Origin of the sequence: Pseudomonas sp. BT-42-2, assembly GCF_025847435.2 — a bacterium.
Taxonomy (GTDB): domain Bacteria; phylum Pseudomonadota; class Gammaproteobacteria; order Pseudomonadales; family Pseudomonadaceae; genus Aquipseudomonas; species Aquipseudomonas urmiensis.
The window spans coordinates 163056-187857 of record NZ_JAOYTM010000016.1; the positions used below are offsets into that span (position 1 = coordinate 163056).

At 63.6% G+C, this 24802-nt stretch carries 15 protein-coding genes; 6 read left to right on the top strand and 9 right to left on the bottom strand.

The window, feature by feature from the left end:
* Positions 1 to 5 precede the first annotated feature (5 nt).
* The 4 genes from OIU19_RS20235 to OIU19_RS20250 form a co-directional block, all read right to left on the bottom strand.
* Positions 6 to 1160 carry an efflux RND transporter periplasmic adaptor subunit gene (locus OIU19_RS20235; protein WP_264236515.1) on the bottom strand — a complete coding sequence of 385 codons (1155 nt, stop codon included), beginning with the start codon at positions 1158 to 1160 and terminating at the stop codon, positions 6 to 8.
* A gap of 302 nt (positions 1161 to 1462) precedes the next feature.
* Positions 1463 to 2560, bottom strand: coding sequence for a DUF1513 domain-containing protein (locus OIU19_RS20240; protein ID WP_264236516.1), 1098 nt, complete (start codon positions 2558 to 2560; stop codon positions 1463 to 1465).
* 2 nt (positions 2561 to 2562) lie between these two features.
* Positions 2563 to 3627, bottom strand: coding sequence for an imelysin family protein (locus tag OIU19_RS20245; RefSeq protein WP_264236517.1), 1065 nt, complete (start codon positions 3625 to 3627; stop codon positions 2563 to 2565).
* A 19-nt stretch (positions 3628 to 3646) separates the two neighbouring features.
* The gene (locus OIU19_RS20250) at positions 3647 to 5068 is read right to left on the bottom strand and encodes a di-heme oxidoredictase family protein (RefSeq protein WP_264236518.1); all 1422 of its coding nucleotides are present in this window, start codon (positions 5066 to 5068) and stop codon (positions 3647 to 3649) included.
* 268 nt (positions 5069 to 5336) lie between these two features.
* Here OIU19_RS20250 and OIU19_RS20255 point away from each other — a divergent pair, with 268 nt between their 5' ends.
* From OIU19_RS20255 to OIU19_RS20265, 3 genes are read left to right on the top strand one after another with little or no spacing between them, the layout of a single operon-like run.
* Positions 5337 to 6992, top strand: coding sequence for a ShlB/FhaC/HecB family hemolysin secretion/activation protein (locus OIU19_RS20255; RefSeq protein WP_264236553.1), 1656 nt, complete (start codon positions 5337 to 5339; stop codon positions 6990 to 6992).
* A gap of 23 nt (positions 6993 to 7015) precedes the next feature.
* Positions 7016 to 14752 carry a DUF637 domain-containing protein gene (locus OIU19_RS20260; protein WP_264236519.1) on the top strand — a complete coding sequence of 2579 codons (7737 nt, stop codon included), beginning with the start codon at positions 7016 to 7018 and terminating at the stop codon, positions 14750 to 14752.
* A 2-nt stretch (positions 14753 to 14754) separates the two neighbouring features.
* Entirely contained in the window at positions 14755 to 15156 is a 402-nt protein-coding gene (locus OIU19_RS20265; protein WP_264236521.1) for a hypothetical protein, read from the top strand.
* 212 nt (positions 15157 to 15368) lie between these two features.
* Here OIU19_RS20265 and OIU19_RS20270 read toward each other — a convergent pair whose 3' ends face one another.
* The 4 genes from OIU19_RS20270 to OIU19_RS20285 all read right to left on the bottom strand — a co-directional run bounded on the left by OIU19_RS20270 (position 15369) and on the right by OIU19_RS20285 (position 20628).
* The gene (locus OIU19_RS20270; RefSeq protein WP_186553905.1) at positions 15369 to 16706 is read right to left on the bottom strand and encodes an imelysin family protein; all 1338 of its coding nucleotides are present in this window, start codon (positions 16704 to 16706) and stop codon (positions 15369 to 15371) included.
* A gap of 149 nt (positions 16707 to 16855) precedes the next feature.
* Complete coding sequence (locus OIU19_RS20275; RefSeq protein ID WP_186553906.1) at positions 16856 to 18907, bottom strand: bifunctional diguanylate cyclase/phosphodiesterase; 2052 nt, start codon at positions 18905 to 18907, stop codon at positions 16856 to 16858.
* 331 nt (positions 18908 to 19238) lie between these two features.
* Complete coding sequence (locus OIU19_RS20280; protein ID WP_186553907.1) at positions 19239 to 19835, bottom strand: superoxide dismutase; 597 nt, start codon at positions 19833 to 19835, stop codon at positions 19239 to 19241.
* Positions 19836 to 20028: 193 nt separating this feature from the next.
* Positions 20029 to 20628 (bottom strand): LysE/ArgO family amino acid transporter, encoded by a 600-nt coding sequence (locus OIU19_RS20285; protein ID WP_186553908.1) that lies wholly within the window; start codon positions 20626 to 20628, stop codon positions 20029 to 20031.
* 126 nt (positions 20629 to 20754) lie between these two features.
* Between OIU19_RS20285 and OIU19_RS20290 the strand changes: the two genes are divergently transcribed.
* The 3 genes from OIU19_RS20290 to OIU19_RS20300 all read left to right on the top strand — a co-directional run bounded on the left by OIU19_RS20290 (position 20755) and on the right by OIU19_RS20300 (position 23605).
* Positions 20755 to 21645, top strand: a complete 891-nt coding sequence (locus OIU19_RS20290; RefSeq protein ID WP_264236522.1) for a LysR family transcriptional regulator ArgP — start codon at positions 20755 to 20757, stop codon at positions 21643 to 21645.
* Between the two features lie 49 nt (positions 21646 to 21694).
* Positions 21695 to 22690, top strand: a complete 996-nt coding sequence (locus OIU19_RS20295) for an NAD(P)-dependent oxidoreductase (protein WP_186553910.1) — start codon at positions 21695 to 21697, stop codon at positions 22688 to 22690.
* A gap of 90 nt (positions 22691 to 22780) precedes the next feature.
* The gene (locus tag OIU19_RS20300; RefSeq protein WP_264236524.1) at positions 22781 to 23605 is read left to right on the top strand and encodes an ATPase; all 825 of its coding nucleotides are present in this window, start codon (positions 22781 to 22783) and stop codon (positions 23603 to 23605) included.
* 135 nt (positions 23606 to 23740) lie between these two features.
* Here the strand turns inward: OIU19_RS20300 and OIU19_RS20305 are convergent, their stop codons facing one another.
* Positions 23741 to 24790, bottom strand: a complete 1050-nt coding sequence (locus tag OIU19_RS20305) for an alkene reductase (RefSeq protein ID WP_264236525.1) — start codon at positions 24788 to 24790, stop codon at positions 23741 to 23743.
* Positions 24791 to 24802: the final 12 nt, after the last annotated feature.

The window sequence follows — 24802 nt, forward strand, 5'->3', positions numbered from 1 at the left end:
CCTCCTCAGTCCGTGCGCTGCGCGTTGGGTGAGTTTTGCCGCTGCAGGGCGTGGTCGGGGGCAATCCGGATCGACGCGCCCGAGGTCAGTTTCAGTTGCCCGGCACTGACCACCTGATCGCCCGCCTTGAGTCCTTGGTTGATCACCACCACGCCGTCGCGGCGCTCGCCGGTTTGTACCGTGCGCTGCTCGGCGATCAGCACGGGTTGGCCTTCTGCGTTGGTTTCTGGCTGGCCGTCCTTGTCCTTCTTGGCGCTGACGACGTACACCGAATTGCCATACAGCGTGTAGGTAATCGCGCTTTCCGGCACCACCACTTGCGGGCGTGGATCAGGCAGCAGGATCAGCAGATTGGCGAACATCCCCGGCAGCAGCTTGCGCTCGGGGTTGGCCAGGGTGGCGCGCACCAGCAGGTTGCGCGTGCTTTCCTCGACCTTGGGGTTGATCGCGCTGAGGCTGGCTGGGAAGGTCTGTCCGGGGAAGGCGCCCACCTGTACCAGTACCTGCTGGCCGAGGCTCAGCTGCGGCAGGGCTTGTTCGGGCACGTTGAAGTCGACGTAGAGGCTGGATACATCTTGCAGGGTGGCGATCACCGTGCCGCTGGCGAGGAAATCACCGACATCCACCTGGCGGATGCCGATGGTGCCGCTGAACGGCGCCTTGATGCTCTTTTTCGCCAGCGATGCCTTGAGCTGATCGACCACGGCCTGGTTGCGCCGATATTGCGCAGTCAAGCGGTCGAACTCACCGCGGGAGATGGCCTGGTCGCCGACCAGTTGGCTGCCGCGGCCGAAGTCCACCTTGGCCAGCCCCAGGTCAGCCTGGGCGGTGCCCAGCAGCGCGGTTTCGGCGTCGCTGTCCAGTTGCAGCAGCAATTGCCCGGCCTTGACCTGTTGGCCGGAGTCGAAGTGCAGCGACTTGACCGTGCCGGCCACTTCCAGGCTCAGGTCGACGCCCTGCAAGGCCTTGAGACTGCCGACAGCGGGCAGTCGCTGTTGCCACTGGCGCTGCTCGGCGGTCGCGGCGGCCACGCTGATCGGTGGCTTGGGCGCGGTAAATACCTGGATCTGGTTGTAGATCGAGAAGGCCTTGATGCCCCCTAGGATCAATACAATCAGCAGCACGACGGCCAACATGATCAGCATGCGGCGGCGCAGCATAAGTCCGGTTCCTTGGATGCGTGGTTGTTATAGGTATGGCACGACCACGGGCGATCCTGCCCACGTGCGGATGGGAAGAGTATTGCCTGTTTTCAGAGAAGTGGGAAAGGGGGGGGAAGAGACAGGTGGCTGGGTAGGTTTTCAAGACCTGAAGTGGGGCTGCTTTGCAGCCCTTCGCGGGCAAGCCCGCTCCCACAGAGGCCGCGCCTCTCTTGAGCCTGCGCTAAACCTGTGGGAGCGGGCTTGCCCGCGAAGGGCCGCAAAGCGGCCCCACTATCTCAGTGCTTAGCACACAAAAGAGATCAGGCCAGATGCAGGTGGTTATCCCAGAACCCCGAAGGCAGTTCCATCGGCTGGCCGATCAAGTCTTGCTTGCGACAGTCATAGAAGCGGCAGCGCCCCTGCCCGGAGGTGACGACAAAACCATCTTTTACCGCACCCACCCCAGCACAATCGGGCATCGGTGCATCAAGCCTGACCTGGGCACTGTCCAGATCCCAGATAAACAAGCGGTTGGCACGCGGCGCAGTCAGCGCCACCAGGCGTAAATCATTGTGGATGGCCACGCTGGCGGTGTACTGGGCCATGGCCTGCAACTGCCGCTCTGGCACCGGGAAGGCCTTGAACGGCTCACCCGGGCGCTTGATCGCCAGCAGTTCGGCAGTTTCATCGGCATCGCCCATGAACTGCTGGCAGGCGACCACCGTACCATCGTCCGCAATGGCCAGGTGACGCACGCTGTTCATCTGCTGGGCAAGGGTTTCCTTGCTCAGCAGGGTGCCATCGCGCTGCATCAGGACCAGGCTCGGCTCCATCGCGTTGAGGTTCATTTCTACCCGGCTTTCGGCCTCGGTGCGGATACCGCCATTGGCCACCACCAGGGTTTCGCCGTCGGGTAGCCAGGCCAGCTCATGCGGGCCGATTCCGTGAGTGGGGATCTCGCCCGTATGCACCAGCCGTTCACCTTCGAAGCGATAGACGCCAAGCACGCCACGTCCTGGGTCGGTGGTGTCGTTCTCGGTGGCATACAACCACTCGCCGCTGTTATGGATCACCGCGTGGCCATAGAAGTGGCGGTTGGGTTGCGAGCGGATGGTTTGCAGCAGGCGCCCGTCACGCAGGTCGACCAGGTAGCTTTCGGTACCTGGGCGACGGGCGACGAACAGGGCGATCGGCAGCTCGGGGTGGTTGATGATGGCGTGGCAACGCTGGCCCACTTCGGTGGCGAACACTTGGCTGCCGTCCAGCCGGTAGCCGACGGCATAGTGCTTGCCGTCAGCGTCGTCACGCGCCGACAGCAGCAGCGGTTCGCTGCCTTTGTTGCGCAACAGGCTCCAACCGCCCAGGGTCAGGGCGCTGAGCAGGAGGCTACCGAGTTTGAGGGCCTGGCGTCGCAGCATGATCAGTCACCATCGTTGGCATTGAAGCCCAGCTGGATGTTCAACGCCTTGGCCAGCTCGCCTTCATGCAGGCGGTGCACCACGTTGAGGCTGTCGTAGATCTGGTTGAGCGTCTGTTTGCCGGCATCGTCGGCCAGCAGCTCGCCCAGGGTCTTGTGGTTGTCGGCCAGCAGTTTGACCGAGCTTGCGTAGGCGTCGTCGATCTTCTGCGCCAAGGCGCTCTGGTCTTTGCCAAGCAGGCCGCGCAGGCCTTGATTGTCGACCCCGACCCACACCGCTTGGGCGGCTTTGAGGCTGGCTTCCAGGCTTTTCAGCGAAGAGTGGCTACGCCAGGCTTCGGCTTGCAGCGGCTGGGCGATGCCCTTGCTCTGGCGGCCCATGGGTGCGCCGAGCTTCTTCTTCAGGGTATCCAGGGCGGTGACCTGGGCGCGCAGCAGATCGGCGATCGCTTCGTGCGAGTCAGCGTAGCGTTGGTTAGGGAACTTGGTCATCTGCGAGAGCATGCCGTCGGTGCTGTTCCAGCCCTTGAGGATCTCTTCGGCCAGGGCCTTCTGGTGCTCGCCAATGGCCACCAGCAGCGGGCAGTAGCGGGCCTTCTGCTCAGGCGTGGCGACGTCTGGCTTGCTGTCGAAGAGGATGTACTCGTAGGCCGACAGACCGCGTACCACTACGCTGGCCTTGCCCAGGCTCTGGGCGTCGATTGGCTTGTCGGCGTTGACCAGCTGCTCGACCTGACGGCCGACCAGGTTTTTCTTGTCGGGCCAGAACTGCACCTGCCAGGGGCGGTTACCCTCGGCCAGTGGGCCGACCAGCAGCGGTTGCAGCTCGGCCCAGGCTTTCTGCGCGTTGAGGAAGTCGGCGCGGGCGGCGTCCAGCGAGGTTTTGCCTTCGCAGTAGGCCAGGGCACTGGCGGCCAACTGGCGGTCGGCTTCGACCCAGCGGCTGTAGGTCGGCAGGATCACCTGCTTGGCGATGGCGGCGGAGGTCACCGCTTGTGGGTCTTGCGGCGAGCAAGCACCCAAGGCGAGTGCGGCGAGGCTGGTGAACAACAGTTTGGGTCGGAACATGCCCGGCTCCTTGCGCGTTTTAAAGAGAATTCAGGAACGCCAGCAGCGCGGCGCGCTGCTCGGCATTGAAGGTCAGGACCTGGTCGCGCGCCGCCTGCGCTTCGCCGCCGTGCCAGAGCACTGCTTCGAGCAGGTTGCGGGCGCGACCATCGTGCAGCAATTGGCTGTGGCCGCTGACCGCTGCGGTCAGGCCAACGCCCCACAGCGGTGGGGTGCGCCAGTCTTGGCCGCCAGCGGCAAATTCGCTGCGGTTGTCGGCCAGCCCCGGGCCCATGTCGTGCAGCAACAGGTCGCTGTAGGGGCGGATGAGCTGGTTGGCCAGTTCAGGCTCGGCGGCATCGGCGGCGGTGGTGAACTGCGGCGTGTGGCAGCTTTGGCAGCCCGCCTGGAAGAACAGGTTCTTGCCGGCCAGCACCGGCGGCGCAGCCACGTCGCGCCGTGCTGGCACGCCGAGGTTGCGGGTATAGAAGGTGACCAGGCGCAGGATGTTGTCGCTGACTTCCTTCTCGCCGTCGGCACCATCGCCATTCGGCGCGGCCAGGCAGTCGAGTTGGGCAGCTGTGCAGTCATCGTGCGGCAGCAGGGTAGTGGTCAGGCCCATGTCACCGGCAAAGGCGTGAACGTTCTGCTGGTTGACGTTGGGCTGGCCGGCCTTCCAGCCGAATCGGCCGAGCACGGTCTTGCCTTGGGCATCATCCCAGACCTGATTGGCCCGCCCGCGAATGCCGTCGCCATTGCGATCGTCGGGGTCAGCGTTAGCCAAGATGGCCGCCTCCGGGATGGCTTCGAGCAGGCCCAGGCCGATCATCGGCGGTGCCACGCGGGCGGAGAAGCGGGTATCGGCATGCATCGGCCCATAACCGAGTTGGCTGATTTGCAACTGCGGCCGGCGTAGCTCAACGGTGTAGCCATCGGCAAAGCGGACCGTCTCGCTGCTGTAGGTCACGCGCACCTTGCCTTCCGGGGTCACGCCGGGGATGGCCATGTCTTGCAGTTGGGTGCCGTAGGTCGGCTCCGGCACCACGCCCAGGCGCTGGATTTCTTGGGCGTAGGCAGGTTGGTCAGGAATCGACAAACGCACCAGCATCGACACCGCATTGCTGGCACCCGGCTCGGGCGGATGTCCGCGTCCGTCACGCACATGGCAGTTCTGGCAGGCGTTGGTATTGAACAGCGGGCCGAGGCCATCACGCGCGGTGGTGGTGGCGGGGGCGATCACCCAGGGGTTACGGAAAAAACTGTTGCCAACGGCAAAGTCCAGCCGACGCTCCGGCGAGAGATTGGCCGAAGGCAGGGAAAAGGCATTGCGGTCGCTGCGCAGGACCGTCGCCTTGCCGCCAGACAGGGCCTCGCCGGGCTCGGCCTGGGTGAAACGCGGGGCGTCGTCACAGGCGGCCAGGGCAGTAGCCAGTAGCAGGGGGCTTAGGCGGAGCAAGGACATCAACGATCCTGGGCTTGGGCAAAAAACCGGCGTGCAAGCTTAGCAGGCTAGGGGGGTTTGAATAAGAGCAATTTGCAACTACTGGATGAAATCGTTGTCAGTTACCGCGCCGGTTTGTGGGACGGTTCTTAAATTCGCTAAGGACATTTGACGCTGATTACCGGCGCCAATAGCATCGCGCACCTTTTTTTCAATGCATGCCAAGGAAGGAATGATGGCGATCAGTCAGCCTCGCGCCTATGGGTTTGCCCTGTGCGTGTTTTTCGCCATGGGCTACAACGCGCCTGCCTCGGCAGCTTCGCCAGGTGACCAGGATTTGATCCGCGAGCGGCAGAACCGTCTGCTCGAAGAGCAGCAGCGCCGTTTGGAAGAACTGCGCAACCTGCCTGGCGAGGCGGCCCGCCCAAGTGAATCGCACAAGCCGCCGTCCAGCCGTTGCTTCACCATCCGCACCATCGAGCTCAAGGGCGCTGAGCAGCTCTCGGCGGCTGATCAAAAAAGCCTGCTCGCCCCCTACATCGGCCAGTGCCTGGGCGCCGCCGAGCTCAACGCCTTGCTCAAGGCCATCACCGATCACTACCTGGCGCGTGGCCTGGTCACCAGCCGCGCTTACCTGCCGCAGCAAGACCTCTCAAGCGGTCACCTGCAGGTGCTGGTGGTCGAAGGCCGCCTCGAAGGGGTACGTTCCGAAGACAACAGCGGGCTGAGCCAGCGCGAGCTGGCCATGGCTTATCCCGGTGAGGCCGGGCAGTTGCTCAACCTGCGTGAAATCGAGCAGTTGCTCGACCAGCTCAACCGCCTGCCCTCCAATCAGGCGCAAATGGAGCTGACCCCAGGCGAAGCGGTGGGCGGCACTCAGCTGCTGGTGCGCAACCAGCCGGACAAGCCTTGGCGCGCCTCGTTGTCACGCAATAACGAAGGCCAACCGAGCACCGGTGAACAGATGCTCAACCTCGGTCTTGAGTGGGACAGCCCGCTGGGCCTGGCCGACCAGCTGGTGCTGCGCGGTGGCCACGACGTGGTCAGCGACCACAACCAGGGTTCGAAGAATGGCGCGCTGTATTACAACCTGCCCTGGGGTTGGTGGAACTTCAGCTACAGCTACAGCGAGAGCGACTACCGTTCGCAGCTGTTCGCCTCCGGCTACCCGTTCAAGCAGACCGGCGATAGCCAGAGCCACCAACTGCGGGCCGAGCGCGTGGTGCACCGCGACGCCACCAGCAAGACCTCGCTCAGCGCCGGCATTGCCCACCTGCGGACCAACAACTACATCGATGACAGCCGCCTGAGCGGCAGCAGCAATCGCCTGAGCGAGGCGCAATTTGGTATCAACCATGGCCGCCGCTTGGGCAACGCCTACGTCAATATCGATCTGGGCATGCAGCAAGGCACGGGCGCCTTCGATGCCCAGGACAACGGCCACCCCATGCCCGGTGAGCCGGTGGCGCGTTATCGCAAGTACAGCGCCACGCTCAGCCTGGTACAGGGCTTTGAGCTGTGGGGCGAGCAGTTGAGCTTTAGCAGCCTGGCCACCGGTCAACGCAGCGAGGACGTGTTGTTCAGCCCCCAGCGCATCAGCCTTGGCGGCCTGGCCTCGGTGCGCGGGCTGCGTGAACAGTCGTTGTCCGGCGACAGCGGCGGCTACTGGCGCAGCGACCTGCGCTGGACCCGGCCGGTGACCTGGCAGCCTCTGCGGCCAGTGCTCAGCCAGTACGGCGTGGGCTTGGGCTATGACCTGGGGGTGATCAGCAACGATCGCTACAACGGTGACAATCACGGTCGGGCCAGCAGCCACTCGCTGGAGCTGTTCGCCCGTGGTCAGCATGTGGGCGCCAGTATCACCTTCGCCCATACCTTGGAGCGCCCTGGAGTGCTCACGGAAAAAGAGCGGCCGGTGTTTTTCCGCCTCGACCTGTTCATCTGAAACCCTGATTCGCGAGATCCAACATGGACGTTCGTCTGTTTGCCTTCCTGGCCCGCCAACCTTCGGCCCAGCTTCAACCGCGTGAGCGCTTCTGCGGCCTGCCCAAGCGCAGCCTGGCCTTGCTGTTGGCCAATGTCATGTTCTGGCAGCCGTTGTGGGCGCAGGCCGATGGCATCGCGGTGAGCGCCGCGGGCACCAGTGTCGGCAAGGCAGGTAACGGCGTACCGGTCATCAACATCGCCAAACCCAACGCCAACGGTCTGTCGCACAACCATTTCAGCGACTACAACGTGGGTAAGAACGGCCTGATCCTCAACAACGCCACCGGTCGCACCCAAGCTACCCAGCTGGGCGGCATCATTGTCGGCAACCCCAATCTTGGCGGGCGCTCGGCGGCGGTCATTGTCAACGAGGTCAATGGCGCCAACCCCAGCCAATTGCGTGGCTACACCGAGGTGGCGGGGCGCTCGGCGCATGTCATCGTCGCCAACCCGCATGGCATCACCTGCGATGGCTGCGGCTTCATCAATACCCCGCGAGCGACGCTGACCACCGGCAAGCCGGTGCTCGACAACGGTCAGCTCAGCCGTTACCAGGTCGACGGTGGCTCGATCGCCATCGAAGGCGCTGGGCTCGATGCCAGCCGGGTCGACCAATTCGAACTGATCACCCGCAGCACCAGGATCAACGCCGAGCTACATGCCAAGCGCCTGGATATCGTCGCTGGACGCAACGATGTCCAGGCCGATACCTTGCACGCCACTGCGCGCGCGGACGATGGCAGCGCCCGGCCTGAACTGGCTATCGACAGCTCGGCCCTGGGCGGCATGTACGCAGGCGCCATTCGCCTGGTCGGCACCGAGCAGGGGGTGGGGGTAAAGCTTGCGGGCAATGTCGCAGCGTCTGCCAGCGACCTGACCATCGCGGCCGACGGCAAGGTCAGCCTGGCCCAGGCCAGCAGCACCGGCAACCTCGCTGTCAGTGGCCAGCAAGTCGAACTGACGGGCAAGACCTACGCAGGCGGTAGCGCTAGCGTGCACAGCGGCGCCCAGGTGCAGATCAAGCAAAGCCTGGCTGCCCGCGAGCGAGTCGACGTGCGTGCCGGCCAGCTGCGCAACGACGGTGTCATCGAGGCTGGGGTCGAGGCCGATAACAGCCGCAATACCCGTGGCGATGTGAGCCTCACCAGCCAAGGCCTGGTCAATGCCGGGCAGGTCATTGCCAGTCGTGATCTTGAGGTCACGGTCAGTGGCGCTGTGGACAATCGCGGCGGCGCGCTCAAGGGCAACCAGCAACGCCTGAGCGCCGACAAACTGGATAACCGCGCCGGTCAGGTGCTGGCCGAGCAGGACCTGCAGGTCACCAGCCGCACCCTGGACAATCGTAACGCCGGCGCCCTGCACAGCAAGGGCAGCGCTACTGTCAGCGCCCGGGAGCGCCTGGATAACCAGGGCGGGCGGGTCGTCGGCGTGCAACAGCTGACGGTCGACAGCGCTGCGCTGGGCAACAGCGCCAAGGGCCTGGTCGCCAGTGAAGGCACTCTCAATCTGACGGTCGGCGCCTTGGACAACCAGGGCGGTACGCTGTCTGCCAAGCAGCAGAAGATCACCGCCACGACCCTGGCCAATCAGGCTGGCACGGTCGTCGGCGCCTCGCTGGAGATCAACGCGCAGCAGCTCGACAACCAGGCTGGCAGCATCGTCGCCAGCGGCGGTCAGGCCAAAGTCACTGCCCACCAGCGGCTGGACAACAGCGGCGGCACCCTGCAAGCGAAAACCCACCTGCAGGTGACAGGCGGTGAGCTGATCAACCAAGGCGGCGCGATACTCGGCGCCAGCACCACGCTGGCCGGGCAGCGCCTGGATAACAGCCAGGCCGGGCGAGTGGTCGCCGATGCCGGCGCGCTGGCGGTTGACGCCGGAACCAAGCTGGACAACCGCCAGGGTCGCTTGCAGTCGACCATAGGGTCGGCGCAGATCGGCGCCGCCGAGGTCGACAACCGCGGCGGTGTGGTGGTCGGCCAGCAGGTTCGTGTCAGTGCCGCTGCCGGGACCTTGGACAATCGCGCCGGCCAATTGCTCGGCACTCGCCTGGTGCTGGCTGGCCAGACCCTCGACAACCGCGCCGGCGGCCAGGTACTGGCGGGCAGCGATGGCCTGAGCATTACCAGCAATCATGTGCGCAATCAGCAGGGCAAATTGCTCGCCGGTGGCGCCTTGGCGCAACTGCTGCTCGGCCAGGGACGACTGGATAACCAGCAGGGCACCCTCACTGCCGGCGTTGTCGAGCTGACGGCCGGCGATGCCGACAACAGCGGCGGCACCCTGGCCAGCCTGGATGGCAACCTGCAACTGACCGTGCAACGCCTGATCAACCAGGGCGGCCTGATCGAAGCTAGCCAAGCGCTGCAGATGGCTGGCCTGCGCGTGGACAACAGCGCCGGTGGGCGGCTGATCGCCCGTCAGGGCGCCGAGAGCCACGTTCTGCTGCAAGAGCAACTGGATAACCGTGGCGGTCGCATCGCCAGTGCCAGCACCGACTTCATTGTCTCGGCGCCGCAGCTGCTCAATCAGGGCGGCAGCCTGGAGCACGTCGCCAACGGCAAGCTGCAACTGCGTGCTGACTCGCTGAGCGGCGCCCAGGGCACCATCAATGGGCTGGGCAGTGGCACGTGGACGCTGGGTACGGTCGATGGCGTCGGCACCTGGCACCTCAATGGCAATCTCGACATCAGCGGTCTGCAAAGCATCGCCCTGGGTGCTGGCGAGCGTATCGCCAGTGCAGGCAACCTGCGCTTGGCCGGGGGAGGGCTGGACAGCGCCGGCGAGCTGCTCAGCGACGGCACGCTGACCCTGGACATGGGGGGTGACCTGCTCAACCAGGGGCTGATTTCCAGCCAGCAAGGCCTGCGTATCGCCGGCAATGACCTGACCCAGGCCGGTGGCCGCATCGCCAGTGGTGGGCCAATGTTGCTGGAGCTGGCCGGCGCGCTGCGCAACCAGGGCCGCCTGACCAGCAACCAGACCTTGCAGGTCAACGCCGCGCGCATCGACAACCAAGGCACGCTCGGTGCCCAGGGCAAGGTGACCCTGCACGCCAGCGGCGCCATCGAAAACCAGCAAGACAGCCTGCTGTTTGCCGGAGGCGATCTGCAGCTGCGCAGCGCCAGCCTGCTCAACCGCTACGCCGACCTCTACAGCAAGGGCAATCTCAGCTACGCGGCGCTGGACGGCAGCAAGGCCGAGCAACTGAGCAATCTTTCCGGCAGCATCGAAAGCGAAGGCGATATCGATCTCAAGGTCAAACAGCTGGAAAACGCCAAGGCGGACTTCGTCGTCGGCGAGGCCATCGCCAACCGCCGTATCGATATCAACTGCACCGATTGCAGCGGTGATCACCACACCGGTTTCTACATTGTCACCACCACCTACAAAGGCCAGGTCACCCGCGATTCGCCCGCAGCGCGGCTGCTGGCCAACCGTGATCTGCTGATCGACACCGTCACCGTGGATAACCGCCAGAGCCTGTTGGCGGCCAACCGCAACCTTAGCGTCAATGCGCACAACTTCTACAACCGCGGCCAGACCCTGGACAACCGCATCGAAGAGGTCAGCTACTGGCTGCATGGCGTCAGCCAGAGCGCCTATCGCGTTGCCGAGGCGGCCACCAACCAGTGGAATGCGCAGAATCGCGATCTGCCAGCGGATCAGCAGGCAGCGTTGCCGAGCGCCGTCACCCAGTACCCGATCAGCAGCACCACCAGCTACGTGCTGCCGGGCACCGACACGGCCCACAGCGGTACCGTCCAGGCCGGTGGCAGCCTGGCGTTGAATGTCAGTGGCGAACTGGTCAATGGCACGCTCAACCCGCACAACAACGCCCAGCTCACCGGTCAGGCGCTGGACAGCGCGGCCATCGGCGCTGGTGGTGTGCAGATTACCTTGGGCACCCAGGCCGGCGATCCTGGGCCGCTGCAGGACGTCAAACGTATCGAGACGCCAGCCGCCGACGGCAGCACCAAGGTCAGCTTCGTTCCGGTCGACTTCAGCGGTGCGCCGTTCATCAGCGTCGACCCTACCGCACTGCCGAGCTTCCGCCTGCCTGAAGGCGATTACGGTTTGTTCGTGCGCAACCGCGATCCGTCTTCCAGTTACCTGATCGAGACCAATCGCGAACTTACCGACCCCGGCCGCTTCATGGCCTCCGACTACCTGCTTGGCCAGCTCGGCTACGACGCAGATCGCGCCTGGCGGCGCCTTGGTGATGGCCAATACGAGACCCGGCTGATCGCCGATGCCGTACGCGCCCAGACCGGCCAGCGCTTCCTTGCCGATGGCCTGACCAGCGACTACGAGCAGTTCCAGTACCTGATGGACAACGCCGTCGCCAGCAAGGACGCCCTGGGCCTGACCCTTGGCGTGGGCTTGAGCGGCGAGCAGGTCGCCGCGCTGACCCATGACATCGTCTGGATGGAAACCCGCGAAGTTGCAGGTGAGAAAGTCCTGGCGCCGGTGCTGTACCTGGCCAAGGTCGACTCGCGCAACCTGCGCGGTGGCGCCCTGATCCAGGGGCGTGACCTGAACCTGCTGACTGGCGGCGACCTGAAGAACGTCGGCACCCTGCGCGCCAGCAATGACCTGACCGCCGTCGCAGGTGGCAGCCTGTACCAGGGCGGCCTGGCCCAGGCCAACGAAAACCTCGCGCTGATGGCCCAGGACAGCATTCGCAATGCCCTGGCCGGGGAGATCCGGGGCAACCAGGTCAGCCTGGTCAGCCTCAAGGGCGACATCCTCAATGACCGCACCGCTACTGAAGTGGCGGTGGGGTCCGGTAGTGCGACCCGTGTCGATGCCGGTTCGTTGATCAGTGCCAAGTCCGGCCTGAGCCTGGACGCTGCGACCGACATCACCAACAAGGGCCGCCTGAGCAGTGGTGGTGACCTGGCCGCCACTGCCGGCGGCAACATCAACCTGCTAGCCGTGCAGGACCGCAGTGTCAGCCGTGAAGCCTTGCGCCGTGGCTTGCGCACTGAAGAGACGGTTACTCAGCTCGGCTCGAGCCTTGACGCTGCAGGCAATGTCAGCCTCAAGGCCGGTGGCGATGTCAATGTCGTTGCCAGTCAGGCCGCTGCGGGCAAAAACCTCGATGTGGCCGCCCAGGGCACTATCAACATCGTGTCTGGGCAAGACCTGTACAGCCTTGAAAGCAACGCCAAGCACGGCAAGAAAAAGGTCCATGAGATTGCCGAGCAGAGCCGCCAGGTGGCGTCGCGCCTGAGCGCTGGGGATAACCTCGCCCTTGAGGCCGGCAATGACGTCAACCTGCTCGCCAGCCAGTTGCGCGCTGGCGAGGACGCTTATGTCTACGCCGGCAACGATCTGAACCTGCTGGCCGCGCAGGAGCACGACTACAGCCTGTATGACATGAAGAGCAAGGGCAGCTTCGGCGCGAAGAAGACCCAGCGCGATGAAGTCACCCACGTCAGCAACGTCGGTACGCAAATCACCAGTGGCGCTGACCTGACCCTGATCAGCGGGGCCGATCAGCTGTATCAGCGCGCGCGGCTCGACAGTGGCAACGACCTGACCCTGATCAGCGGCGGTGCCATCGCCTTTGAAGGGGTCAAGGACCTCCACCAGGAAAGTCACGAGAAGAGCAATAGCAGCGCCGTTTGGCAGTCCTCCAAGGGCAAGGGCGCCACGGATGAAACCTTGCAGCAGAGCCAGCTTACCGCCAAGGGTGAGATGCTGGTGGAAGCTGTAGCGGGGTTGAACATCGATGTGCGCGAGGTCAACCAGCAGACGGTTAGCCAGACCATCGAGGCGATGGTCCAGGCCGATCCCGACATGGCCTGGCTCAAGGACATGCAGCAGCGGGGCGATGTCGATTGGCGCCAGGTCAAGGAGGTGCATGATTCCTTCAAATACAGCCACTCGGGCCTAGGTGGCGCCGCCACCATCGTGATCGCCATCGTGGTGGCGTATTTCACCGCTGGCGCTGCCAGTGGGTTGGTTGCCTCAGGCGCATCGGCAGCAGGCGCCACCACCGCAACCGCGGCCGGTGGCGCTTGGGCGGCCGGCACCGGCGCTACCCTGACTGGGGTCGGCTGGGCCAACGCAGCGGTCACTGCCGGCCTGACCGGCATGGCTAGCACCGGGGCCATCAGCACGGTCAACAACCGTGGCAACCTCGCCTTGGTGGTCAAGGACGTGACGTCCAGCGATGCCTTGCGCGGCTACGCGGTGTCGGGTGTCACGGCAGGGTTGACCCAGGGCCTGTTCGACGGCTGGATGGGCACTGAAACCGGTCCGCCGGGGGCCATTCAGAATGGCGGCAATGTGCTGACCAGCAGTAACTTGACCCGGCTTGAGAGCATGGGGCGTTTCGCCGGTAATCAGCTGCTGCAGAACGGCACCTCGACCGTGCTCGATCGCGCTCTGGGTGGCGACAGCAGCCTCAGCGATGCCTTGCGTAGCAGCCTTGCCAATACTTTCGCCGCCGCAGGTTTCGGCCTGATTGGCGATGTGACTCTGCCCGAGCAGTTGGACTGGAAAGACGGCAGCCTGGGCAAGATCGCCTTGCATGCGGTAATGGGCGGTCTCGCCGCAGAGGCGGCCGGCGGCGACTTCAAGACTGGCGCATTGGCCGCAGGGGTCAACGAAGCCTTGGTCGATAGCCTGGCCAGCGCATACGGCGCGATGGACAGTGATACCAAGAAAAGCCTGCTGGTGATGAACTCCCAGGTGATCGGCGTACTGGCAACGGCAGCACAAGGCGGTGACGAGCAGGACATGCAGACCGGTGCCTGGGTGGCAGGCAATGCGACCCAGCACAACTACCTCGGCCACAAGGATGTGCGCGAGCTCGAGGAAAAAGCCCGTAACTGCGATGCCACGCAGTCTTGCGCTGAGCTTGAAGCCGAGGCCAAGGCGCGCAGCGAAGCCAACCATCAAAAACTGCTCAAATGTGGTGAAACAGGCACTTGCGCGGCGATCCGGGCCGAGATCGACATGGGCTCCAAGGCAATCGATGCCTTGGAAAGCCAATTGCCGGAAGGCGCGGCCAGCAAGATCCTGCGCGGCTACACCTTCATTGGCGGCGACAACCTCAGTGACTGGACCTTGGCCGGCCAGCTGCACCTTGACTACATCGCCCAGCTCTACCAATCGAACGATCCACGCTGGATGAGCGAAGCCAGCAAATACACCGAGCAAACCGGCTTCAGTCCCTTTGGCTTGAATCCGCTGGCGCTCGGCGGCATGGGTAAGGGCCTGGCCAGCGCGGGCTCCGTTGGCAAGGCTGGGAGTGTTGAGCCAGGCAGCGTTTCACCAGGCTCGACGCCAGCCAAATGGGACAACGCCGTGTCGCGTGCCGAAGGCGACTTTGGCGCGCTCAATCAGCCGTCGAAAACGGGCCAGACGCCTGCGTTCTTCAATCCGCAACGGTCGGCCAGTGAGGCGCTGAACAACGGTCGAATTCACATCGATGATCTGCGCAAGCTGGTACCTCCGGGCACACCTGACGGATTCAAACCTTCGGTGACGATTACCGACGGGAGTAAGTTCAACTACGTCATTGGTGGGCAGAAGGTCGAGGTCAAATGGCATGCGCCGGATAGCAATGCTGCGGCTAAGTTCCCCGGCTCCAACTCTGGCGCCGGCTGGACTGCGCAAATCAGGATTGGTGGCAAGCTGCTGGGCCAGGATGGCAAGCTCTACAGAAAGGCCGGTAATCAAACTCACATTCCCGTAGATTTCTAGCGATGAAAACACCTGACTATTATCAGTCCCTGCCCGACGGCATGCCGCCGCAGAGTATTCGTGATGAGTTCGAAGCCATCCTGCTGACGCCGGATGACATGGCCACACTGCCACTGACCGAGGCGCTATACGAGCTGGCTGATCGGCAATGGCATACCTACAGCTTGCTCGATGAGGCGCTGAAGGGGCGGCTGGAACAGTTGCTCATCAGTCGCTGGCGGGATGATCTTGAGATCACCGAGAACGTGTTGTCGATAGTGTCTCGACTGGGCTTGGTGGGGGTGTGGGAATTTCTTCTGGGGCTCGATAAGCAGCGGATTTCAGCTGCAACCCGCGAGGCGATCGACGATGCCGTGGCGGAGATGGCTGACAGCATTGCCGATCCCTACAGCGGGATGCGCTAGGGCCACCAAACGACAACGCCCGGTATATACGAATTGGGGCCGCTTTGCGGCCCTTCGCGGGCAAGCCCGCTCCCACAGGGATTGCGTCGACCTTCAGGTAAACGCTTCCTCTGTGGGAGCGGGCTTGCCCGCGAAGGGCTGCAAAGCAGCCCCGATTCTTAATTGACTGGCCGGCCCGAAGGCCGCCATTTTGATGAGCCAGGATCAGCCGATTAGAATTCGTGATCAGCGGTATCCGGGTTCAGGTTGGCAATGCCCAGCTTGCCGGCAGCCTGCTCGATCGCGCCGGTCTGCTTGACCAGCGAGGCGATGGCGTCACGCACGATCTGGTTGCCGGCAGCGTTGTCGGCGGCGATCAGCTGATCGTAGTGCTCGCCCTTGAGCGCGTGGTCAACGATGACCTGGATCTTGGCCTCGGTGGCCTCCAGGTCAGCCTTGAGGGTGGCGTCAGCGGCCGGGTCGACCTTGGCCACCAGCGACGACAGGCTCGGGCCGGTCAGCTTGCTGCCATCGACTCGGGTGTACTCGCCCAGGTAGACGTTGCGGATACCCTTGGCGTCGTAGAAGTGCGAGTAGTGGGTGTTGTCGCTGAAGCAGTCGTGCTCGTCTTCAGGCGAGTTGGCTTCCAGGGAGACCTTCATGCGCTCGCCGGCCAGTTCACCCAGCGACAGGCTGCCCATGCCGAACAGCATCTTGCGCACGCCGTCGTTGACCGGCTCGGCTTCAAGCTTGGCGCGGTAGTTGTCGGCGACGTTCGGTGCCCAGTTGCCAACCATCTCTTCGAGGTCTTTGACCAGCAGGTCGGTGACCGCTTTGAGGTAGGCACGGCGACGCTCGTTGTGACCGCCAGTGGCGCCTTTGCCTTCCAGGTAGTCGGTCGCTGGGCGGTTGCCCGCGCCTGGGCCGGTGCCGTTGAGATCCTGGCCCCAGAGCAGGAATTCGATCGCGTGGTAGCCGGTGGCGACGTTGGCTTCCGAACCGCCCAGCTCATTGAGGCTGGCGAGCTTCTCGGGGGTGATGTCCTTGACGTCGATCTTGTCTTCGCCGACCTGGATCTCGGTGTTGGCGATGATGTTGGCGCTGGCGGCTGGGTTACCCAGGGCGTGCTCGTAGCTCTTGTCGACGTAGTCGATCAGGCCTTCGTCCAGAGGCCAGGCGTTAACTTGGCCTTCCCAGTCGTCGATGATGGTGTTGCCAAAGCGGAACGCCTCGCTCTGCAGGTAAGGCACGCGCGAGGCGGCCCAGGCGTCTTTGGCTGCTTTCAGGGTTTCATCGTTAGGCTTGGCCAGGAACGCGTCGATGGCGCTCTGCAGGGTCTTGGCGGTGCTCAGCGAGTCGCTGTACACGGCATGGACCAGCTCGGCGTAGTGCTTGACCACGGCCTTGCCGGCGGCTTCGTCGATCGCCCCAGGCGCCGCAGCAGCGGTGCTGGCGGCAGCAGGTGCCTGGGCTTGCGGTGCGGCAGCCTTGTCGTCCTTGCCTTCGCCGCAACCGGCGAGAGCGATGGCGATGGCCAGCAGACTGGCGGAGGCCAGAGGCATTCGAATCATTATTGGTTTCCCTGCGTCGTGTGGTTGGACTGCGCGGCGTGGCACGCGAAACCGCAACATCATGCGAAAGATTTGCATTTGCTGTAAAGGGGTGGGCACGCAATTCATGCAAATGCCTGTTGCCAGGGCATTCTCAGCAGTGGCAAGGGTTACAGCGCCGACACCTGATTGCGTTGCGCCTGGCGCAGGAAGGCGGTGAGCTCCCGGGCCGACAACGGTTTGCTGTAGTGATAGCCCTGACCTTCATGACACCCCTGGGCAATGATGTAGGTCTCTTGTTCGGCGGTCTCCACGCCTTCGGCGATCACCTGCATGCCCAGGCTCTTGCCCAGCTGGATGATGGCGCGAACGATGGTCGCGTCGTCATCGTCATCGAGCAGGTCCTGGACGAAGCTCTTGTCGATCTTGATCTTGTCCAGCGGCAGCGATTTCAAATAGCTGAGCGAGGAATAACCCGTACCGAAGTCGTCGATGGCGATCAGCGCCCCGGAGCGGCGCAGGCTCAGCAGGTGCTGGGCGGCGGTGCTGATGTCTTCCATCAGGCCGGTCTCGGTGACTTCCAGCTCCAGGCTGCGCGGTGGCAGGCGGTAGGCCTGCAGCAGGTTGTTGACCACCCGCGGCAGCTCATTGTGGTGCAGCTGCACGGTCGACAGGTTGACCGCCATGCGCAATTCGCTGAAGCCCAGGTCGTGCCATTCACGCAGCTGCCGGCAGGCCTGGTCGAGCACCCATTCGCCGATGCTGATGATGTTGCCGTTCTGCTCGGCCAGCGGGATGAACTGATCCGGCGGGACCATGCCCAGTTCCGGGTGCTGCCAGCGCAGCAGCGCTTCGACGCCGACCACGCGATGATCGCGATAGCTGATCTGCGGCTGGTAGACCAGGTACAGCTGGTTGCGCGGCAGCGCTTCACGCAGGTCTTTTTCCAGCTCGCGGCGCCGACGCATCTCGCTGTCGACGCTGGCGATGTAGAACTGGTAGCGGTTGCGCGAGCGGGCCTTGGCCAGGGTCATGGTCTGCTCGGCTTTTTGCAGCAACTTCTCGGTGCTGTCACCGTCTTCCGGGAACAGGGTGATGCCGATGGTCGCGCGCAGGCGGATTTCCTGCAGGTCGACGGCGAACGGCGCTTCCAGATCATCGAGGATGCTCTGGGCCAGCTCGGCCGCTTCATAGGGCTGCTCGATATTGGCCTGGACCAGGGCGAATTGATCGCCACCCAAGCGCGCCAGGGCGCCAAGGCGGCCGCTGTGGGCGCGCAGACGGTCGGCCAGGGCCAGCAGCAACTGGTCGCCGACCTGGTAGTTGAATTGCTCGTTGATGCTTTTGAAGTCGTCCAGGCCCACGCACAGTACCGCCACGCGCCGTTGCAGGCGGCCGCCATCGACGAGGATCTGGTCGAGCTGCTGTTGCAACTGCTGGCGGTTGGGCAGACCGGTGAGGAAGTCGTACTGGGCCATGCGTTGCAGGCTGTTTTCGGCTTCGTGGCGCAGATGCGTGTTGCGTTCGATCGACGCCAGCAGCTGGTTGGCAGTATTGACCCACAGCCCCAGTTCGTTGCGCTCATGGCCCTTGATCAGTGGAATCTGATGCTGGCTGGGGCGGTCGGGGTTGATCTGGGTGAGGTGTTCGATGATTTTCGACAGCGGCTTGGTCAGCAGCCAGTGATAGACCAGGTACAGCACCAGGCCCATGGCCAGCGCGCGCAGCACGCCGGAGATGAAGATGATCACTGCGTTGATCAGAAAATCTTCGCCATAGGCGGCGGTGTCGAGGGTAATGCTCAGGTCGCCGTAGTATTCGCTATAGGGGCCGCGGCCGACCAGTTGAGTGGTGTAGGTGCGTTCCTGGCCGAGAAACAGGTCGGTCAGCCAGCGCATGGACATGTCCTGCAGCGGGCGGGATTTTTCCGCCAGCATGGTTTCGTTGGGGTGGCCGATAGAGGCCATGCGCACCGACTCGTCCTGGAACAGGCCTTCCATGACCTGCATGCCCATTTCCCGGTCGAGGCTGTACACAGCCTGGGTCGACGGGTCGCGGAACATGTCGAGGATGCGCTGGGCATCATTGTTCACGGCCTGGCGGGTCTTGTAGGTGTCGTAGACGATCTGCGCACAGCTCAGAACCACGCCGACCGCCAGTGCGCAAAGCAGCACGACCCTGAGCAACTTGACCGATAAGCTGTTGCGAAATTCCAGCTTCAATGGGGTTTCCTTAATCCATGCGCATGCCACTATTTTGCCATTAGCTTCGGCAATAGACTATCGACCTTGCTGCCTTCGGTACTGTATCGGTTGCGCGCCCCTGCGACTTGAGTGCGTTGCGTCAACTTTCCAGACGTTTGATGTTAGCGCGCTATGCCAGGGGAGCAAGAGGGAGAAGGGCGCCAGAGGGTGAAAAATTGTAGTGGCTGGCACTGATCGGGGCTGCCTTTGGCCTCGCTGTGCATGCCCCAGGCTTCTCTAGCGCCAAGCCATGGCGCAGCCACAAAAAAACCCGGCAAGTGCCGGGTTTTTTCTACAAGCCAGAAGCCACTCAGGCAGTGAAGGTCTTGCCTTCGAACTGCTCGGCAACGAACTTCCAGTTGACCAGGTTCCAGAACGCCTCGACGTACTTCGGACGGACGTTGCGGTAGTCGATGTAGTAGGCGTGCTCCCAGACGTCGCAGGTCAGCAGCGGGGTGTCGCCGTTGGTCAGCGGGTTGCCAGCGCCGATGGTGCTGGCCAGCGCCAGGGAACCGTCAGCCTTCTTCACCAGCCAGCCCCAGCCGGAACCGAAAGTGCCAACCGAAGTCTTGGTGAACTCTTCCTTGAACTTGTCGAAGGAACCGAAAGCGCTGTTGATGGCGTCGGCCAGAGCGCCGGTCGGCTGACCGCCAGCGTTTGGCGCCAGGCAGTTCCAGTAGAAGGTGTGGTTCCAGACCTGAGCGGCGTTGTTGAAGATGCCGCCCGAAGAGGTCTTGACGATCTCTTCCAGGGTCTTGCCTTCGAATTCAGTGCCTGGGACCAGGTTGTTCAGGTTCACGACGTAGGTGTTGTGGTGCTTGTCGTGGTGATACTCCAGGGTTTCCTTGGAGATGTGCGGCTGCAGGGCATCGTGGGCGTAGGGCAGCGGCGGCAATTCAAAAGCCATGGTGGATCTCCTGATTCAGGTCTAGTTCGCGGTTTGCGCAAGGCCGATCACGGGCGGCCCGGTAAACGTCGGCGAGTTTGTACTCTTTGCGACGCAAGCTCTGGATCATATCACCAGCCCCGGCGCATAACCACGCAACAACTATAGGGAATAGAGGTTCCAGAGCGGTTACATGGCCGCTGACCTATGGCCGTCAATTGAAGATCAACTGCGCAGCCACGGCGAACATCATCACTGCCACCATCAGGTCGAGCAGGCGCCAGGTGGTGGGTCGCGCCAGCCACGGGGCCAGCCAAGCGGCGCCCAGGGCGAGGGTGAAGAACCACACCAGCGAGGCGCTGGCAGCCCCCGCCACATAGGCACCGGGTACGCTTTGCTGGGCGCCCAGCGAGCCGATCAGCAGCACCGTATCGAGATACACGTGCGGGTTGAGCAAGGTCACGGCCAAGGCGCTGAGCAGTACCGCGCGACGTGAGCGCATGCCCTGGCCTTCCTGTTGTTGCAGGCTCTGCTTGGAGCAGGCCCGTTGCAGCGCCTTGGCGCCATACCAGATGAGAAACACCGCGCCGCCCCAGCGAGCTGCCGCCAGCAGCATCGGGTTATGCGCCAGTACCGTGGCCAGGCCAAACACCCCGGCAGCGACCAGAATGGCGTCACACACGATGCACAACAGGGCCACCGGCAGGTGGTGCTCGCGGCGCAGGCTCTGGGCCAGGACAAAGGCGTTCTGCGTGCCGATGGCCATGATCAGGCCAAAGGCGACCAACATGCCGTTTAGATAGCTTTGCCACATAGCGCGAACACTCCACTGACGCCAACCGCTAGGTCGACGCTGTTTTGCTGATTGAATGCTGGTCATTGTGGATATTCCCGCTGTATAAGAAAAACAAATAAAGCTGATCAGGCATTAGGAACAACGATGTTCGATTACAAACTGCTTGCCGCCCTCGCTGCGGTGATCGAACAGGGCGGTTTCGAGCGTGCGGCGCAGGTCCTGGGGCTGTCGCAGTCGGCGATCTCTCAGCGCATCAAGTTGCTCGAGGCGCGGGTCGGCCAGCCGGTGCTGGTGCGGGCTACCCCGCCCAGCCCTACCGAAGTCGGCCGGCAGTTGCTCAACCATGTGCAGCAGGTGCGTTTACTTGAGCGCGACTTGCAGCGCCAAGTGCCGGCGCTGGACGAGGAGGGCATGCCCGAGCGTCTGCGGATTGCCCTCAACGCCGATAGCCTGGCGACCTGGTGGGCAGGCGCCGTGGGCACGTTCTGCGCCGAGCAGCAGGTGTTGCTGGACTTGGTGGTGGAGGATCAGGAAGTGGGCCTTAAACGCATGCGCGCCGGCGAAGTGGCGGCGTGCCTGTGTGGCAGCGAACGGCCGGTGGCCGGGGCGCGCAGCCTGCTGCTGGGGGCGATGCGCTATCGAGCCCTGGCAAGCCCGGCGTTCATGGCTCGCTACTTCCCCCACGGCTTTGACTCCAAGCGGCTGGCGCGCACCCCGGCAATCGTGTTCGGCCCGGATGATTTTCTCCAGCATCGTTACCTGGCTTCACTGGGCATCCAGGAAGGCTTCCTGCATCACCTGTGCCCGTCTTCCGAAGGTTTTTTGCGCCTGACCGAAGCAGGCCTGGGTTGGGGGTTGGTGCCGGAGCGCCAGGTCGCCGCCCAGTTGCAGGGAGGTGAATTAGTGGAAATCTGCGCCGATACCCCTATCGATGTGCCGCTGTACTGGCATCATTGGCGCAACGGCGGGCAACTGCTCGCGCAATTGACCGAGCACCTGCGCCAGATGGCGCCGGGCTGGCTGGTGCCCTTGTAGGGGCTGGCGACGTCAACTGCATCTGAAATCTGGCAAGGCGGAGTGTTACATGCGAATTCTGGTCACCGGCGCGAGCGGCTTCATTGGCGGGCGCTTTGCGCGTTTTGCCCTGGAGCAGGGCCTGGACGTGCGCGTCAATGGCCGGCGTGCCGAAGGCGTGGAGCACCTGGTCAAGCGCGGCGCGCAGTTCATCCCCGGCGATCTGGGCGATGCCGAACTGGCCCGGCGCCTGTGCCAGGGCGTCGATGCCGTGGTGCACTGTGCTGGGGCGGTGGGTAACTGGGGCCGCTACCAGGATTTCCATCAGGCTAACGTGGTGGTCACCGAGAACGTGGTCGAAGGCTGCATCAAAGAGCACGTGCGGCGCTTGGTGCACCTGTCGTCGCCGTCGATCTACTTCAATGGCCGCTCGCGCCTGGATATCCGTGAAGACCAGGTGCCGCGGCGCTTGCACGATCATTACGCGACCACCAAGTATCTGGCCGAGCAGAAGGTCTTCGGTGCCCAGGAGTTTGGTCTTGAGGTGCTGGCATTGCGGCCGCGTTTCGTCACCGGCGCAGGCGACGCGAGCATTTTCCCCCGGCTGATGCAGATGCAGCGCAAACGTCGCCTGGCGATCATCGGCAACGGCCTGAACAAGGTCGACTTCACCAGTGTGCACAACCTCAACGAGGCGCTGCTCAGCGCGCTGTTCGCCGATGACCAGGCCTTGGGCCAGGCCTACAACATCAGCAATGGCCAGCCGTTGCCGCTGTGGGATGTGGTCAACTACGTGATGCGCCAGATGCATCTGCCGCAGGTCACCCGCTACCGCTCCTACGGCCTGGCCTACAGCATGGCGGCCCTGAACGAAGCCGCCTGCATGCTCTGGCCCGGTCGCCCGCAGCCGACCTTGTCGCGCTTAGGCATGCAGGTAATGAGCAAGGACTTCACCCTCGACATCAGCCGCGCGCGCCAGTATCTGGACTACCGCCCGCAGGTCAGCTTGTGGAGCGCGCTGGATGAATTCTGCGCGTGGTGGAAGAACGTCCCAGGCAACCAGTGAACCTGGCGCAGGTATGATGGTCATCAGTGCGCCGCCGTTTGCGCGGTTTATACTAATGCCTCTTTGCCACCACCGCGGTTGAATCCACCCATGCGTAACGATGCTCGAGACGATTTCGACGACGTGCCCACCCTGCGCGCCGGCACCCCCGATGATGATGAACTGCTCCCTGCGCATGTCGCGCGCACGCGGCAGAAGGCCGCGCGGCCGGCCAGCAATGGCCCGCTGTGGGCACTGCTGGGCGCGTCGTTCATCGCCTTGGCCGGGTTGGGCTGGTGGAGTTTTCAGCAGATCTCGCTGATGGAGCAGCAACTGGTGGCCACCCAGGAAAGCTTCGCCCGCATCAGCGAAGAAGCTGCCGGTCGCTTGCAGGCGATCAGCGGCAAGGTCGATGCCAGCGATGCCAGCGTCAGCACCGGGAGCGAGGCGTTGAAGTTGCAGATTCGCCAGTTGCAGGCAAGCTTGGCCGAACAGGGCAAGCAGCAGCAGGGGGTGGCGGGGCAAGCCGGGGATTTGGGCAAGCGCCTGGAGCAGGTGCTGGCCGATACCCGCGAGCAGCAAAAAGCGGTGACCGAGTTGCAGAGCCAGTTGCAGGCGCAACTGAAAGCGGTCAACGCTGAGCTGGCGGCGCTCAAGTCGGGGCAGTTGGACGGTGGCAAGCTGGACAGCGAGCTCAAGAGCTTGAGCAGTGAAGTTGCAGCGTTGAAGAAGCAGGGCAATCCGAGCGCGGCGATCGAGAGCCTGGAGCAGGATGTGCTGGTGCTCAAGAGCCAGGTCGACAACAAGCCAGCGGCCGCAGCTGGTGGGGCTTCGGTGCAGGAGTTCGATGCGTTCCGCGGGCAGACCACCCGCAGCATCAACACCCTGCAGAGCCAGATTCAGAACTTGCAGCAGCAGATCAACGCCCGGCCCTAGAGATCGTGAGGCCGCTTTGCGGCCTTTCGCGGGCAAGCCCGCTCTCACAGGTACCGCGCCGGACCTAAGATTGACGCTATCGCTGTGGGAGCGGGCTTGCCCGCGAAGGGGCGCACAGCGGCCCCGGGATGTCACTTACAACCGCGGATAATCGATATACCCCACCGCCCCCTTGCCATAGAAGGTCTCCGGACGCGGCTCGTTGAGCGGCGCATCGGCAGCCAACCGCGCCGGCAAGTCCGGATTGGCGATAAAGGCAATACCAAACGCCACCGCGTCCGCCGTACCGCTGGCCAACGCCGCATTGGCACTGGCCTTGTCGAACCGCTCATTGACGATATACGGCCCGCCAAAGGCTTGCTTGATCAGCGGCCCAATGCTGTCATCGGCCTGTTTTTCCCGCGAGCAGATAAACGCAATACCACGCTTGCCCAATTCGCGGGCAACGTAGGTAAAGGTCTCGACCCGATCGGCATCGCCCATATCATGGGCATCGGCCCGCGGCGCCAGGTGCACGCCAACGCGGCCCGCGCCCCATACCTCGATCACCGCATCGGTCACTTCCAGCAGCAGTCGTGCGCGGTTCTCCAGCGAACCACCGTAGTTGTCGTTGCGCTGGTTGGTGCTGCTTTGCAAAAACTGATCGAGCAGGTAACCGTTGGCGCCATGAATCTCCACGCCATCGAAACCCGCCGCCTTGGCATTTTCCGCACCCACCCGATAGGCATCGACGATATCGGCGATCTCTTCGCTTTCCAGGGCCCGTGGTGTGGGGTATTCGGCCAGCGGCCGGACCAGGCTGACATGGCCTTTGGGCTGGATCGCACTCGGTGCGACCGGTAATTCGCCATTGAGGTAGCTGGGATGGGAGATGCGGCCAACATGCCACAGCTGCAGGACGATTCGCCCGCCAGCCCCATGCACCGCCTTGGTCACGTTGTTCCAGCCGCGCACCTGGTCGTTGGACCAGATCCCTGGGGTGTCCGGATAACCGACGCCCATTGGCGTGACAGAGGTCGCCTCGCTGATGATCAGCCCGGCGCTGGCGCGCTGTACGTAGTACTCGGCCATCAGGGCGTTGGGCACCCGGCCGGCGTCGGCGCGGCAACGGGTCAGCGGCGCCATGATGATGCGGTTGGGCAGTTGCAGCTCGCCCAAGGTCAACGGATCGAACAGCGTGGTCATCGGTGTTACCTC

Coding starts and splice junctions, on each gene's coding strand:
- OIU19_RS20235 (WP_264236515.1), bottom strand. CDS start 1,160: ATGCTGCGCCGCCGCATGCTGATCATGTTGGCCGTCGTGCTGCTGATT.
- OIU19_RS20240 (WP_264236516.1), bottom strand. CDS start 2,560: ATGCTGCGACGCCAGGCCCTCAAACTCGGTAGCCTCCTGCTCAGCGCC.
- OIU19_RS20245 (WP_264236517.1), bottom strand. CDS start 3,627: ATGTTCCGACCCAAACTGTTGTTCACCAGCCTCGCCGCACTCGCCTTG.
- OIU19_RS20250 (WP_264236518.1), bottom strand. CDS start 5,068: ATGTCCTTGCTCCGCCTAAGCCCCCTGCTACTGGCTACTGCCCTGGCC.
- OIU19_RS20255 (WP_264236553.1), top strand. CDS start 5,337: ATGGGCTACAACGCGCCTGCCTCGGCAGCTTCGCCAGGTGACCAGGAT.
- OIU19_RS20260 (WP_264236519.1), top strand. CDS start 7,016: ATGGACGTTCGTCTGTTTGCCTTCCTGGCCCGCCAACCTTCGGCCCAG.
- OIU19_RS20265 (WP_264236521.1), top strand. CDS start 14,755: ATGAAAACACCTGACTATTATCAGTCCCTGCCCGACGGCATGCCGCCG.
- OIU19_RS20270 (WP_186553905.1), bottom strand. CDS start 16,706: ATGATTCGAATGCCTCTGGCCTCCGCCAGTCTGCTGGCCATCGCCATC.
- OIU19_RS20280 (WP_186553907.1), bottom strand. CDS start 19,835: ATGGCTTTTGAATTGCCGCCGCTGCCCTACGCCCACGATGCCCTGCAG.
- OIU19_RS20285 (WP_186553908.1), bottom strand. CDS start 20,628: ATGTGGCAAAGCTATCTAAACGGCATGTTGGTCGCCTTTGGCCTGATC.
- OIU19_RS20290 (WP_264236522.1), top strand. CDS start 20,755: ATGTTCGATTACAAACTGCTTGCCGCCCTCGCTGCGGTGATCGAACAG.
- OIU19_RS20295 (WP_186553910.1), top strand. CDS start 21,695: ATGCGAATTCTGGTCACCGGCGCGAGCGGCTTCATTGGCGGGCGCTTT.
- OIU19_RS20300 (WP_264236524.1), top strand. CDS start 22,781: ATGCGTAACGATGCTCGAGACGATTTCGACGACGTGCCCACCCTGCGC.
- OIU19_RS20305 (WP_264236525.1), bottom strand. CDS start 24,790: ATGACCACGCTGTTCGATCCGTTGACCTTGGGCGAGCTGCAACTGCCC.